Annotated in this window: 11 protein-coding genes; 7 read left to right on the top strand and 4 right to left on the bottom strand. The window is 55.0% G+C overall.

Translation table 11 applies throughout. The features are described from left to right. Nucleotide 1: 1 nt before the first annotated feature. Nucleotides 2-1,450, bottom strand: a complete 1,449-nt coding sequence (gene viaA / locus PGQ95_RS14065; protein ID WP_015368996.1) for an ATPase RavA stimulator ViaA — start codon at nt 1,448-1,450, stop codon at nt 2-4. Beyond that, entirely contained in the window at nt 1,447-2,946 is a 1,500-nt protein-coding gene (gene ravA, locus PGQ95_RS14070) for an ATPase RavA (RefSeq protein WP_087858859.1), read from the bottom strand. Before ravA ends, viaA begins: the two co-directional genes overlap by 4 nt. Before the next feature lie 217 nt (nt 2,947-3,163). On the opposite strand from ravA, the gene kup reads away from it, so the two are divergent. The 7 genes from kup (at nt 3,164) to rbsR (ending at nt 11,070) form a co-directional block, all read left to right on the top strand. Further along, on the top strand, nt 3,164-5,032 hold the full coding sequence (gene kup, locus PGQ95_RS14075; RefSeq protein ID WP_015368994.1) for a low affinity potassium transporter Kup: 1,869 nt from the start codon (nt 3,164-3,166) through the stop codon (nt 5,030-5,032). A 186-nt stretch (nt 5,033-5,218) separates the two neighbouring features. Continuing rightward, complete coding sequence (gene rbsD, locus PGQ95_RS14080; protein WP_087858858.1) at nt 5,219-5,638, top strand: D-ribose pyranase; 420 nt, start codon at nt 5,219-5,221, stop codon at nt 5,636-5,638. Between the two features lie 10 nt (nt 5,639-5,648). After that, nucleotides 5,649-7,154, top strand: a complete 1,506-nt coding sequence (gene rbsA / locus PGQ95_RS14085; protein WP_015368992.1) for a ribose ABC transporter ATP-binding protein RbsA — start codon at nt 5,649-5,651, stop codon at nt 7,152-7,154. Between the two features lie 5 nt (nt 7,155-7,159). Next, nucleotides 7,160-8,125 carry a ribose ABC transporter permease gene (gene rbsC / locus PGQ95_RS14090; RefSeq protein WP_015368991.1) on the top strand — a complete coding sequence of 322 codons (966 nt, stop codon included), beginning with the start codon at nt 7,160-7,162 and terminating at the stop codon, nt 8,123-8,125. 27 nt (nt 8,126-8,152) lie between these two features. Continuing rightward, nucleotides 8,153-9,043: a ribose ABC transporter substrate-binding protein RbsB gene (gene rbsB / locus PGQ95_RS14095; protein WP_015368990.1), complete on the top strand. Its 891-nt coding sequence runs from the start codon at nt 8,153-8,155 to the stop codon at nt 9,041-9,043. A gap of 98 nt (nt 9,044-9,141) precedes the next feature. After that, nucleotides 9,142-10,074: a ribokinase gene (gene rbsK, locus PGQ95_RS14100; RefSeq protein WP_183269082.1), complete on the top strand. Its 933-nt coding sequence runs from the start codon at nt 9,142-9,144 to the stop codon at nt 10,072-10,074. A gap of 3 nt (nt 10,075-10,077) precedes the next feature. Next, on the top strand, nt 10,078-11,070 hold the full coding sequence (gene rbsR, locus PGQ95_RS14105) for a ribose operon transcriptional repressor RbsR (RefSeq protein WP_087858857.1): 993 nt from the start codon (nt 10,078-10,080) through the stop codon (nt 11,068-11,070). On the opposite strand, the gene mdtD is transcribed toward rbsR, so the two are convergent. Further along, complete coding sequence (gene mdtD / locus PGQ95_RS14110) at nt 11,067-12,464, bottom strand: multidrug transporter subunit MdtD (protein ID WP_430918445.1); 1,398 nt, start codon at nt 12,462-12,464, stop codon at nt 11,067-11,069. The genes rbsR and mdtD overlap by 4 nt on opposite strands. A 13-nt stretch (nt 12,465-12,477) precedes the next feature. Then, nucleotides 12,478-13,179: a FadR/GntR family transcriptional regulator gene (locus PGQ95_RS14115; protein WP_430918447.1), complete on the bottom strand. Its 702-nt coding sequence runs from the start codon at nt 13,177-13,179 to the stop codon at nt 12,478-12,480. Nucleotides 13,180-13,621: the final 442 nt, after the last annotated feature.

Below are 13,621 nucleotides of genomic sequence, written 5' to 3' on the forward strand. Positions count from 1 at the left end.
ATTAACGCCGCCAGCGACGCAGCAGGCGGCTACGCAATCCGGTATCAAAGCGCCAGATATGATCGAAGATGCGCATGATGCCGGGTTTGCCGTGTACCGACATCGCCACCGCGTGAAAACGGTGCTGATGTTTGTGCTGCAGCTCCCCCACCTTATTGACCACCTCATCCGGCAACCGCTGGGCGATAAAATCGGAAATCACCACCGCATCGGCATCGACCCATTGCGGGCTTTGCAAACGCTCAACGATCGCGCGAAAACAGCTGGCCAGATCGGTGCCGCCGCGAAAACGCTGGCTTAAAAAACGGATCGCCTGCTCCAGCCCCTGCGGGCCGGTTAGCTCGTAGTGCACCACTTCGCTGGAGAACAGCATGATATAGCAGCGGCGGTTATCCGCTAGCGCGACGCGCATCAGCGCCAGACAAAAGGCTTTAGCGCATTGCTCGTTAAAGCCGCCCATCGAACCTGAGGTATCTACGCAGACAATAAATGGCCCGCGCGGCTGCTCATCAAAATCCTGCCGGGTTACCGGGCGTTCGGTTATTTTCTCCCGCCATGCGTCGCCGTGCAGGCGATAGGTTAGCAACTGTTTTTCCACCAGCTTACGGTAGAACTCGAACTCCAGTTCGGTGATGCCGAGCGTTGCCAGCTCTGGTGGCAACAAGCGCAGAATATCGTCGCTTTGCTGCAGGCCATCGACCTGCTCTGGAACCGTTGCCGGTTCACGAACCATTGCGCGGAAGGCCTCCATCGGCGCATCCTTCTTCGGCACCAGTTTGGCTTCCCGCGATCTGCCCAACTGCTCAGCCAGTTGCATCAGTTCCGGCTGTTGGCTGAGAAAATCACCATAGCGCACGATCAGCTGATAATCGCCACGTTTAAGCTCGCCGGCGCTCATATCCCACAGGCGGCCGGCGGCGTTGTCGTTTTCCACCAGCACCGGCTCTAGCTGCCCGCTGAGCGTCATTCGTTCCTGCACCTCGCTGAGCAGCTGATCGCGCTCATCGTCTAATAGGTGCTGGTTGAGGGTGGTGGTCTGTACCACGAGGCTTAAGCGCCAGCGTTGTAAGAACAGAGTATGTAGGGCTGGGGTGAAGGTCGCGTTATCGTCCACCAGCTGCTGCGCCTGAGCGGCAAAGGGCGACTGTAGCTTATGCAGCTTGCCGAGGATCTGTGGCAGTTGCACGATAAATTGCGACGTTGAAAGCAGCTGAGCCTGCTGATAGATCTGTACTTCGGCGTCCAGTTCGGGAGGGATCTGCGTCTCTTTGAGCCGCGCGCGAACCGCTTCTCGCCAGCGCGGAATATCGGCGGCGATGATATTTTTCAGCCGCGGAAATTTTTCAAAGAACACCGCCAGTTGAGGAGAGGCCAGCAGCGCCAACAGCATCTCCTCGATCATCCCTTCTTCGCTGACCGCCAGCATGACATTCAGCATGTCGAGCGTCATGGCTGGCGCGCCTGTTTAATTTGCGCGCCGACGTCCTGCAAGCTGGCTTCGATACGCCCCAGCCAGTCGCCGGGAATAAACAGGCATTTTTGCTGTTCGCTAAAGCGGTTATGTTGTTGGTGCCATTCGTCATCCAGCGCTTCCAGCTGCTGGCGGATCTCGGCAGGCATATTTTCCTGAGATTCGCTGCCGGGCAGCGACAGGCGCGAGCCTTGCAGGCTGACGTCACGCACCACCAGGTGCTGGCTAGCATCGACATCCATCGTCAATGGCTGGGCAAAACCGATACCGTTGAGCTTGCCGCGGATCTCGCCGCCTTTCTCCAGCCAGTTGACCAGCGCATCGCGTTCGAAGGCGATATGAATGACTTCGAGATCGTGCAATTTCAGCGGTTGCTGGAGAAGCAGCGTCAACGTCTCGCCTTCAATTCCGTCCGGCAGTTCGTAATGCGGCTTACGGCTGAACATGCCGCCAACGCGCGTGACTTTAAGCGCAGTTTTATCGCTGTGCTGTTGCTGGATTTGAATGCGGCGTTGGATGATGGCGCCCAGTTTAGTCAGCATCGCCTGCTGGCCCCAGGCATGGCTGGTCATCAGGGATTCCAACTGCTGTGACATCAGATTCATACTTTCGATGTTATGCCACAGGCAATCTTTCAGCAGGATCAGGTCGATAGGCGCGATGGCGTCTCGGCCGCTAAAGAAGGCGCTGGCCTGCAGCAGACGGATGGCTTTTTTCCAGCGGCGATCGGAAACGTAAGGCGCATTCGGCAAGGCATCTAATTGTTGGCGCAACTGGAAAACCAGCTCGAAGACATTGTCCGGCAACTTCACGGTACCAATGTCATGCTGCCACTGGGTGAACTCTTCGGTGCTGATTTGCAGGTTTTCGGGAACCGGATTGCTGTTTTCATCCTGTTGGCTCACCAGCATCGAGCGGAAGTTAGTTTTATCCTGCACTTTATCCAGCCACAGGCGGATCAGCATGCGGTCATATAAGGCTTCAAGGCTGTTGTCCGCTTCGGGAAGTTCGTTCGACGCCGCAACCAGCAGGCGCATCGGGATTTTCTCTTCGTGGGCGCCGTTGCGGAAGTGGCGTTCGTTGATGGCCGTCAGCAGGGTATTAAGGATAGCCGGGCCGGCTTTCCAGATTTCATCCAGGAAGACAATTTCCGCTTCTGGCAGATAGCCTGCCGTTAAACGCTCATAGCGGCCTTCATCTTTGAGGGCCTGAATCGACAGCGGGCCGAAGACTTCTTCCGGGGTGGAGAAGCGGGTCATCAGATATTCAAAAGCGCGCGCCTGCTTGAAAGCGAACTTAAGGCGACGGGCGATCAGGCTTTTAGCGATGCCGGGCGGCCCCAGCAGGAATACGCTCTCGCCGCTGAGCGCAGCCAGCAGGCACAGACGTATTGCGTGGCTGCGTTCAAAGAGTCCTTTTTCCAGAGCGGCGCTAAGTCGGGAAATTCTTTCTGCCAGTAAATGTGATTGAGCCATAATAGAGTTGCGTGCTTTGTCGTGTGTCGTTATTGCGTCGAGTATAGATGTTTGATTAGGGGTGGTAATAGCCTGAAGAATCGATTTATTTTCTTTGAGCTAAGTTAATATGGTGTCAGTTAGGGGTACGATTCAGCAAATAATCGTGCATACTGTGCGCTTTTTGTGGGCCAAGGGACTAGGCACACATTTGTTTTATAAACGAAAAGACTAGTCTATGAGCACTGATAATAAACAATCGTTGCCGGCAATAACGCTGGCGGCAATCGGCGTGGTTTACGGCGATATCGGTACCAGTCCACTGTATACTCTTCGCGAATGTCTGTCAGGCCAGTTTGGCTTTGGCGTTGAACGCGATGCGGTGTTTGGCTTTCTGTCGCTGATTTTCTGGCTGTTGATCTTCACCGTATCAATTAAATACATCACCTTCGTGATGCGGGCGGATAACGCCGGCGAGGGCGGGATCTTAACGCTGATGTCGCTGGCGGGGCGCAACACCTCGGCAAAGATGACCTCCGTATTGGTGATACTCGGCCTGATTGGCGGTAGCTTCTTCTATGGTGAAGTAGTGATAACCCCGGCAATATCGGTGATGTCGGCGATAGAGGGGTTGGAAATTATCGCCCCACAGCTGGATACCTGGATTGTCCCCATTTCCATTATTGTACTAACCCTGCTATTTGCTATTCAAAAACACGGTACCGGGATGGTCGGCAAGCTGTTCGCGCCAATTATGCTGATCTGGTTCCTGTTGCTGGCGGTGCTTGGCGCGCGCAGTATCCTCGATAACCCGGAAGTTCTGCAGGCGCTTAACCCTTACTGGGCGGTACATTTCTTCCTGCAGTACAAAACGGTATCCTTTATTGCGCTTGGCGCGGTGGTGCTGTCGATTACCGGTGTGGAAGCGCTGTATGCCGATATGGGCCACTTCGGCAAACTACCGATTCGCGTGGCGTGGTTTTCGGTGGTGCTGCCATCACTGGTGCTTAACTATTTTGGCCAGGGCGCGCTGCTGCTGAAGCACCCGGAAGCCATTAAAAACCCGTTCTTCCTGCTGGCGCCGGAATGGGCGCTGATCCCAATGCTGATTATCGCGACCCTGGCGACGGTTATCGCCTCGCAGGCGGTGATTTCCGGGGTCTTCTCGCTGACTCGCCAGGCCGTGCGTCTGGGCTATCTGTCGCCAATGCGCATTATCCATACTTCGGAAATGGAGTCCGGGCAGATTTACATCCCGTTCATTAACTGGCTGCTGTACGTTTCTGTGGTCATCGTCATTGTCAGCTTCGAGCACTCTTCTAATCTTGCGGCGGCATACGGTATTGCGGTAACGGGCACCATGGTGTTGACCTCCATTCTGTCGGCGACCGTGGCGCGCAAAAACTGGCACTGGAATAAGCTGTTTGTCGGCCTGATGCTGGTGGCCTTCCTGTGTATCGATATTCCGCTGTTCTCGGCGAACCTCGATAAAATCGTCTCCGGCGGTTGGTTGCCGTTATCACTGGGCCTGGTGATGTTTACGGTGATGACTACCTGGAAGAGCGAGCGTTTCCGCCTGCTGCGCCGGATGCATGAGCATGGCAACTCGCTGGAAGCGATGATCTCCTCGCTGGAGAAATCGCCGCCGGTGCGCGTGCCGGGTACCGCGGTCTATATGTCTCGCGCCCTGAACGTGATCCCTTTTGCCCTACTGCATAACCTGAAACACAACAAGGTGTTGCATGAACGCGTGATCCTGCTGACTCTGCGCACCGAAGATGCCCCGTATGTGCATAACGTTCGCCGCGTGCAGATTGAGCAACTGTCGCCGTCGTTCTGGCGCGTCGTGGCAAGCTATGGCTGGCGTGAAACGCCGAACGTCGAAGAGGTGTTCCATCGCTGCGGCCTGGAAGGGTTGAGTTGTCGAATGATGGAAACGTCGTTCTTTATGTCCCACGAGTCGCTGATTATCGGCAAACGGCCATGGTATCTGCGCCTGCGCGGCAAACTGTATCTGTTGCTGCAGCGTAACGCTCTGCGCGCGCCGGATCAGTTTGAAATCCCGCCCAACCGGGTTATCGAACTCGGTACGCAGGTGGAAATCTGATGTTAAAAAGCCCTTCAATAACGAAGGGCTTTTTTGTCTCTCACATCTTGATGTAACTTCTTGTCCACGTCTTGCGAAACGTTTCGATGGCGATCACATTTCTCTCTTCTGCCGGTGGTTTTCTGTTCGCTGATTGACAATACTTAGTCCAGCGAAACGTTTCGCTAGTGGAGCAAAAGAGAAAAAATGAAAAAAGGCACCGTACTTAACGCTGATATTTCTTCCGTTATCTCCCGCCTCGGTCATACCGATACGCTGGTTGTTTGCGATGCCGGGTTGCCGGTTCCCCGCAGCAGCGCGCGCATTGATATGGCGCTTACTCAGGGCGTACCTTCTTTTATGCAGGTACTGGAAGTCGTAACGACGGAAATGCAGGTTGAGGCGGCGGTCATCGCGGAAGAGATTAAAACCCATAATCCGCAACTCCACGCGACGTTGCTCAATCATCTTGAGCAGCTGCAGCAGCACCAGGGAAATACGATTGAAATTCGTTACACCAGTCATGAGCAGTTCAAAAAACAAACCGCAGATAGTCAGGCGGTAATTCGCAGCGGGGAGTGTTCCCCGTTTGCGAATATTATTCTCTGTGCTGGCGTCACTTTCTGAGGTCGCCGTCATGGAAGCTTTATTACAGCTGAAAGGGATCGATAAAGCGTTCCCTGGCGTCAAAGCGCTCTCGGGCGCGGCGCTGAATGTCTATGCCGGCCGGGTAATGGCGCTGGTAGGGGAAAATGGCGCCGGTAAATCTACGATGATGAAGGTACTGACCGGCATCTATACCCGTGATGCCGGTTCTTTGCTGTGGTTAGGTAAAGAAACGACCTTTAACGGCCCAAAATCCTCACAGGAAGCCGGTATCGGCATCATTCACCAGGAACTCAACCTGATCCCGCAATTAACGATTGCAGAAAACATCTTCCTTGGCCGCGAGTTCGTTAACCGCTTTGGCAAAATCGACTGGAAAAAGATGTATGCCGAAGCGGACAAGCTGCTGGCGAAGCTGAATTTACGCTTTAACAGCCAGAAGCTGGTGGGCGATCTTTCGATTGGCGATCAGCAAATGGTGGAAATCGCCAAAGTGCTGAGCTTCGAATCGAAGGTCATCATTATGGATGAGCCCACCGATGCCCTGACCGATACCGAGACCGAATCGCTGTTCCGCGTCATTCGCGAATTGAAATCGCAGGGGCGTGGCATTGTCTATATCTCTCACCGCATGAAAGAGATCTTCGAAATCTGCGATGACGTCACCGTATTCCGCGACGGGCAATTTATTGCCGAGCGCGAAGTGGCTTCGCTGGATGAAGACCGACTGATCGAGATGATGGTTGGCCGTAAGCTGGAAGATCAATATCCGCATCTCGATAAGGCGCCGGGCGCGGTCCGTCTGAAGGTCGATAATCTCTGCGGCTCCGGTGTGGAAAACGTGACGTTTACCCTGCGTCAGGGCGAAATCCTTGGCGTCGCTGGGCTGATGGGGGCCGGACGTACTGAACTGATGAAAGTGCTGTACGGCGCGCTGCCGCGTAGCAGCGGTTCCGTGACGCTGGATGGCCATGAAGTTGTCACCCGTTCACCGCAGGATGGTCTGGCTAACGGCATTGTCTATATCTCCGAAGACCGTAAGCGTGATGGCCTGGTGCTCGGAATGTCGGTCAAAGAGAACATGTCATTGACCGCGCTGCGCTACTTCAGCCGGGCGGGCGGCAGCCTTAAGCATAAAGATGAACAGCAGGCGGTCAGTGATTTCATTCGGCTGTTTAATGTGAAGACGCCTTCAATGGAGCAGGCAATAGGTCTGCTTTCCGGCGGTAACCAGCAAAAAGTCGCTATCGCTCGCGGGCTGATGACCCGGCCAAAAGTGCTGATCCTTGATGAACCAACCCGTGGCGTCGACGTCGGGGCGAAGAAAGAGATCTACCAGCTGATTAACCAGTTTAAAGCCGATGGCCTGAGCATCATTCTCGTCTCTTCGGAGATGCCGGAAGTGCTGGGCATGAGCGATCGCATCATTGTGATGCATGAAGGGCATCTCGGCGGTGAATTCACACGCGAGCAGGCCACCCAGGAAGTATTGATGGCTGCCGCTGTGGGCAAGCTTAACCGTGTGAATCAGGAGTAAAAAAGATGACTACCCAGGCTGTTACTGGTCGCCGCTATTTCACTAAAGCGTGGCTGATGGAGCAAAAGTCGCTGATCGCCCTGCTGGTGCTGATCGCGATCGTTTCGACCATGAGCCCCAACTTTTTTACCGTCAATAACCTGTTCAATATTCTGCAGCAGACTTCCGTTAACGCCATCATGGCGGTCGGGATGACGCTGGTCATTCTGACATCGGGAATCGACCTGTCCGTCGGTTCTCTGCTGGCATTGACCGGCGCCGTCGCGGCGTCTATCGTCGGTATCGAAGTGAATGCGCTGGTGGCCGTTGCCGCAGCGCTGGCGCTCGGTGCGGCTATTGGCGCGGTGACCGGGGTAATTGTCGCGAAAGGTCGCGTGCAGGCGTTTATCGCCACCCTGGTGATGATGCTGCTGCTGCGCGGCGTGACGATGGTTTATACCAACGGCAGCCCGATCAACACCGGCTTTAGCGATAACGCCGATCTATTTGGCTGGTTCGGTATCGGACGCCCGCTGGGGATCCCGACGCCGGTATGGATTATGGCGATTGTCTTCCTGGCGGCCTGGTACATGCTGCACCATACTCGCCTGGGCCGTTATATTTACGCGCTGGGCGGTAACGAAGCGGCGACGCGGCTTTCCGGCATCAGCGTGAATAGAGTGAAAATCATCGTCTATGCGCTGTGCGGGATGTTGGCTTCACTGGCCGGTATCATCGAAGTGGCGCGTCTTTCCTCTGCGCAGCCAACGGCGGGGACAGGCTATGAATTAGACGCGATTGCAGCGGTCGTACTTGGCGGCACCAGCCTGGCCGGTGGTAAGGGGCGCATCGTCGGCACGCTGATTGGCGCGTTGATCCTTGGCTTCCTGAACAATGGTCTGAACCTTTTAGGCGTTTCTTCCTATTACCAGATGATCGTCAAAGCGGTGGTGATTTTGCTGGCGGTACTGGTAGATAACAAAAAGCAGTAACTGAGAACTCTACAGGACATCTTAACTATGAATATGAAAAAACTGGCGACCCTGGTCTCTGCTGTTGCTCTAAGCGCGACCGTTAGCGCAAACGCGATGGCGAAAGATACCATCGCACTGGTTATCTCTACCCTGAATAACCCGTTCTTCGTTTCTCTGAAAGACGGCGCGCAGAAAGAAGCCGATAAGCTGGGTTACAACCTGGTGGTGCTGGATTCCCAAAATAACCCGGCAAAAGAGTTGGCGAACGTACAGGACTTAACGGTGCGCGGCGCTAAGCTGCTGCTGATTAACCCAACCGACTCCGATGCTGTCGGCAATGCGGTGAAGATGGCGAACCAGGCTAAAATCCCGGTCATTACCCTTGACCGCCAGGCTTCTAAAGGCGATGTGGTAAGCCATATTGCTTCCGATAACGTGCTGGGCGGTAAAATGGCCGGCGACTATATTGCGAAGAAAGTTGGCGAAAGCGCGAAAGTGATTGAGCTGCAAGGTATTGCTGGTACCTCTGCGGCGCGCGAGCGTGGCGAAGGTTTCAAACAGGCCGTGGCGGCGCATAAGTTCAACGTACTGGCCAGCCAGCCTGCTGACTTCGACCGTACTAAAGGTCTGAACGTGATGCAGAACCTGCTGACGGCGCATCCGGACGTGCAGGCGGTGTTTGCGCAGAACGACGAAATGGCGCTGGGCGCGCTGCGTGCGCTGCAGACTGCAGGAAAATCTGATGTGATGGTGGTTGGATTTGACGGCACTCCGGATGGCGAAAAAGCAGTAAATAGTGGCAAACTGGCAGCGACTATCGCCCAGTTGCCGGAGCAGATCGGCGTTAAAGGCGTCGAAACCGCTGATAAAGTGCTGAAGGGCGAAAAAGTGGATGCCAGCTATCCGGTTGAGCTGAAACTGGTCATTAAGCAGTAAAATGCGATTCGGGTCGGCAACGGCCCGAGGGACAACATAAAAAGAAAAGCAGGGCATGCGCCACCGGAGTCCGGTGGCGCGCTTTCCCGGGAATAAAGATGATGAAAACCGCAGGCAAACTTGTCGTCCTTGGCAGCATCAATGCCGATCACATTCTTAACCTTGAATCCTTCCCTACTCCAGGTGAGACCGTCACCGGAAACCACTATCAGGTCGCATTCGGCGGTAAAGGCGCTAACCAGGCGGTGGCTGCCGGGCGTAGCGGCGCGGATATTGCCTTCATTGCCTGTACCGGCGATGACGACATTGGCGAACGCGTCCGCCGCCAGCTAGCGAGCGATAATATCGACGTGGCGCCGGTGCGCGCCGTTGCTGGTGAATCTACCGGCGTCGCGTTAATTTTCGTTAACGCGGAAGGTGAGAATGTCATCGGTATTCATGCCGGCGCTAATGCGGCGCTATCGGTTTCTCAGGTTGAGGCGGAGAAAGAACGTATCGCCAGCGCGCAGGCATTGTTAATGCAGCTGGAGTCGCCGCTGGAGAGCGTGATGGCCGCCGCGAAAATCGCCCATCAGCATCAGACGACGGTGGTACTCAACCCCGCACCGGCGCGTGAACTTTCGGATGAGCTATTGGCGCTGGTGGATGTCATTACGCCCAATGAAACCGAAGCGGAAAAGCTGACCGGTATTCGCGTTGAGAGCGACGACGATGCCGCGAAAGCCGCCAGCGCGCTTCATGCGAAGGGAATTGGTACGGTGATGATTACTCTCGGCAGCCGCGGCGTATGGTTAAGCTGCGAGGGCGAAAGCCGCCGGGTTCCAGGATTTAAAGTTCAGGCCATCGATACGATTGCCGCTGGCGACACTTTTAATGGCGCATTTGTCACCGCGCTGCTGGAAGGGCGTGAAGTGTCAGACGCCATCCGTTTTGCCCATGCCGCCGCCGCGATTGCCGTCACCCGTAAGGGGGCGCAACCGTCTGTGCCGTGGCGCAAAGAGATCGACGAATTCTTGCGTCAACAGGGGTAATGCTTGGCTACCATGAAGGATGTGGCCCGCGTCGCGGGCGTTTCCACCTCGACCGTTTCTCACGTCATTAATAAAGACCGCTTTGTCAGCGAGGCGATTACCGCCAAAGTTGATGCGGCGATCAAAAGTCTTAACTACGCGCCTTCGGCGCTGGCGCGTAGCCTCAAGTTAAATCAGACGCGAACCATCGGCATGCTGATCACCGCCAGTACCAACCCGTTTTATTCGGAGCTGGTGCGCGGCGTGGAGCGTAGCTGTTTCGAGCGCGGTTACAGCCTGGTGCTATGTAATACCGAAGGCGATGAGCAGCGGATGAACCGCAATCTGGAAACGTTGATGCAAAAACGCGTCGATGGTCTGCTGCTGCTGTGCACCGAAACGCATCAACCTTCCCAGGAGATCATGCAGCGTTATCCGTCGGTGCCGACGGTGATGATGGACTGGGCGCCTTTCGACGGCGACAGCGATCTGATTCAGGATAATTCATTGCTCGGTGGCGATATGGCGACCCAGTATCTGATCGATCGCGGTCATACCCGTATTGCCTGCATTGCCGGGCCGCTGGATAAGACGCCGTCGCGACTGCGCCTGGAAGGTTATCATGCGGCGATGGCGCGCGCCGGGCTGGATGTCGCCGAAGGTTATGTCATTACCAGCGATTTTGAATTTGGCGGCGGTTTTACTGCGATGCAGCAACTGCTGGCGTTAACGCCACGGCCGCAGGCGGTATTTGTCGGTAATGATGCGATGGCGGTCGGCGCTTATCAGGCGCTGTATCAGGCCGGGTTGCGTATTCCACAGGATATGGCGCTGGTGGGGTATGACGATATTGAACTGGCGCGCTATATGACCCCGCCGCTTACCACCATTCATCAACCCAAAGATGAACTGGGGGAGTTGGCTATCGATGTGCTGATTCACCGCATGGCGGAACCCGGGCAAAAACAACAGCGCGTGCAGCTTACCCCCGAGCTGGTGATTCGCGGTTCAGCTTAATGCTTGTGCCGCTCCGTTATCAGGTTGCGGCCATCTTTGGCTCTGAGCAGCATAAACATCAACGCTGATACCACGGTGATCGCACCCATCGTGATAAAGGTATAGTGGAATTGTTCGATGGTGCTGGCGTTATCAAACCCTTCATAAAAGCGCAGGACCGCCGCGCTGATGGCCACGCCCAGGCTAATCGACAGCTGCTGGGTTACCGCGAGCAGGCTGTTGCCGCTGCTGGCATTGTCATCGGTTAAGTCGGCAAGCGTAATGGTGTTCATCGAGGTGAACTGCGTGGACATCGCCATCCCCAGTACAAATAGCGGCAGTAGTAGCAGCCAAAGCGGCATTCCCGGCGACTGCAGCGCAAACTGCGCGATCATCAGACCAATAAAGATGGTGACTCCCACCAACGTTTTGCGATAACCAAACCAGCGCAGGATCTGCGTGACGGTCGACTTGGCGATAATTGAGCCGATGGCCGTCGGCGCAATCATGCAGCCGGCGATAATGGCCGGGTAGCCGAAACCGACTTGTAGCATCAGCGGCATCAGGAACGGCACGCAGCCGGTACCTAACCGTGTCGCCAGGTTACCGGCGATTCCGACAGAGAAGGTATGGGTCTTAAATAGAGAGAGCGAAATCAGCGGAGTGGGATGGCGACGAGCATGTCGAATATAGGCCAGCATGAGCACGACGCTCAGGGCGATGACGGCCAGCGCCAGCCAGCTGGCGACAATTTTCTCGCCAAAGAGCTCAATACCGCTGGAGAACAGCACCAGGCTTAAACCGAAAAGCACAAAACCGCTGGTGTCGAAACGACGGCGGGGCGTGGTGAAGTCCGGCATATATTTGCGGGCGTAGAGAATGCCGATGATGCCAATCGGGATATTAATCAAGAAAATCCAGTGCCAACTGGCCCAGGTAACTAACACGCCGCCAAGTACAGGACCGAGGATGGGGCCGACCAGTCCGGGCATGGTAACGAAGTTGAGTACCGGCAGCAGTTCGCTACGCGGATAGGCGCGTAACAGCGCCAGGCGCGCAACCGGCATCATCATCGCGCCGCCGATCCCCTGGATAACGCGGAAGACAACCAATTCGGGAAGCGAAGTGGAAAGCGCGCAGGCGAGGGAGCCCAGGGTAAACAGGCTAACGGCAACGATAAAGACCTTGCGGGTGCCAAAGTGGTCGGCTAACCAGCCGCTCACCGGAATCAGCATCGCTACCGTCAGGGTGTAGCTGATAATGGCTGATTGCATCGCCAGCGGGGAGTGACCGAGGCTATGCGCAATCGCGGGAAGCGCGGTATTAAGAATAGTGGCGTCCAGCGCCTGCATAAAGAAAGCCATGGCCGCAATCCACGGCAGTCCGGCCATACTCAGCCCTTTCTTCCCGGTCATGCCATTTCCTTCTTTATTTACCTGTGTGGTTTGGGGTATTCAATAATGTCTGGCAGGCAAGCTGCGCGCGCGGGCCGTCGCTTTCCTGAATGGCGTCAACAATAGCCTGGTGCAGATCGAGTTTAACGACTTCATTTTGCGTAATCGAGGTGAAATAGGTCTGATATACCGAATGGAATAATGACGCGAAAGAGGTGAGAAACGGATTGCCGCTCATCGCATAGATATGTTCATGCCAGGCCATATCAACTTCAATCCAGCGTTCGCGGATAAAATGCCTTTTGAGTTCGATCATTTCTTCCATTAGCGTATTGAGCTGCGCTTTCTGCTCGGCGGTGCCGGTTATCGCCGCCAGAAAACAGGCCTGAGGCTCCAGGCTGCTGCGCATCACCAGGAAATGGCTAACCACCTCGGCAAAATTATCTTCCGTCAGCCACCAGGCGAGCAGCTCTTTATCCAGAAAGTTCCAGCTGCTGCGCGCCAGAACGCGAGTACCGATACGCGGACGCGGAAGCAGCATGCCTTTAGCTGCCAGCGTTTTTACCGCTTCTCGCACTGCCGTCCGGCTCACGCCAAACTGTTCACCCAGTTCCATTTCACCAGGAAGGATGCTCTCTGGCGGATATTCGCCGGTGAGGATTTTTTGGGCGATCTTCTCCGCGATGACCCAGGAGATGTTTTTTTGTGCCGCCAGCTGCTGTGCGCTTATAGACATGAATGCCGTTCCTTTCTCTTTTCTACTTCATCAGTATGCCATCTGGCGGCTTGTTTCGGTGGTTAAAACAGCAAAAGGGCGTTTTTTTACGGTTTTAACACCGCCTTTGGCGAAAAAAGAGACGGTTGAAAAGTTTTTTGAAAACAGGGCTTGTCAACGTCTCAGAACTCCCTATAATGCGCCTCCACTGACACGGAACAACGGCAAGCAAGCCGCCGGGTCAGCAGGGTTTCAGCGGTAAATAACAACGCTGAAAACCGACAGAGAAAAGTGAAAATAAACGCTTGACTCTGAATGAGGAAAACGTAATATACGGGACCTCGCAACGGTGAGCTGAAAGCCGCGTTGCAACTGCTCTTTAACAATTTATCAGACAATCTGTGTGGGCACTCAAAGTGACATGGATTCTTAATGTCTTCGGACAATAAATGAATACCAAGTC

The sequence above is a fragment of the Klebsiella sp. 141240 genome (assembly GCF_050600805.1).
Taxonomy (GTDB): domain Bacteria; phylum Pseudomonadota; class Gammaproteobacteria; order Enterobacterales; family Enterobacteriaceae; genus Klebsiella; species Klebsiella aerogenes.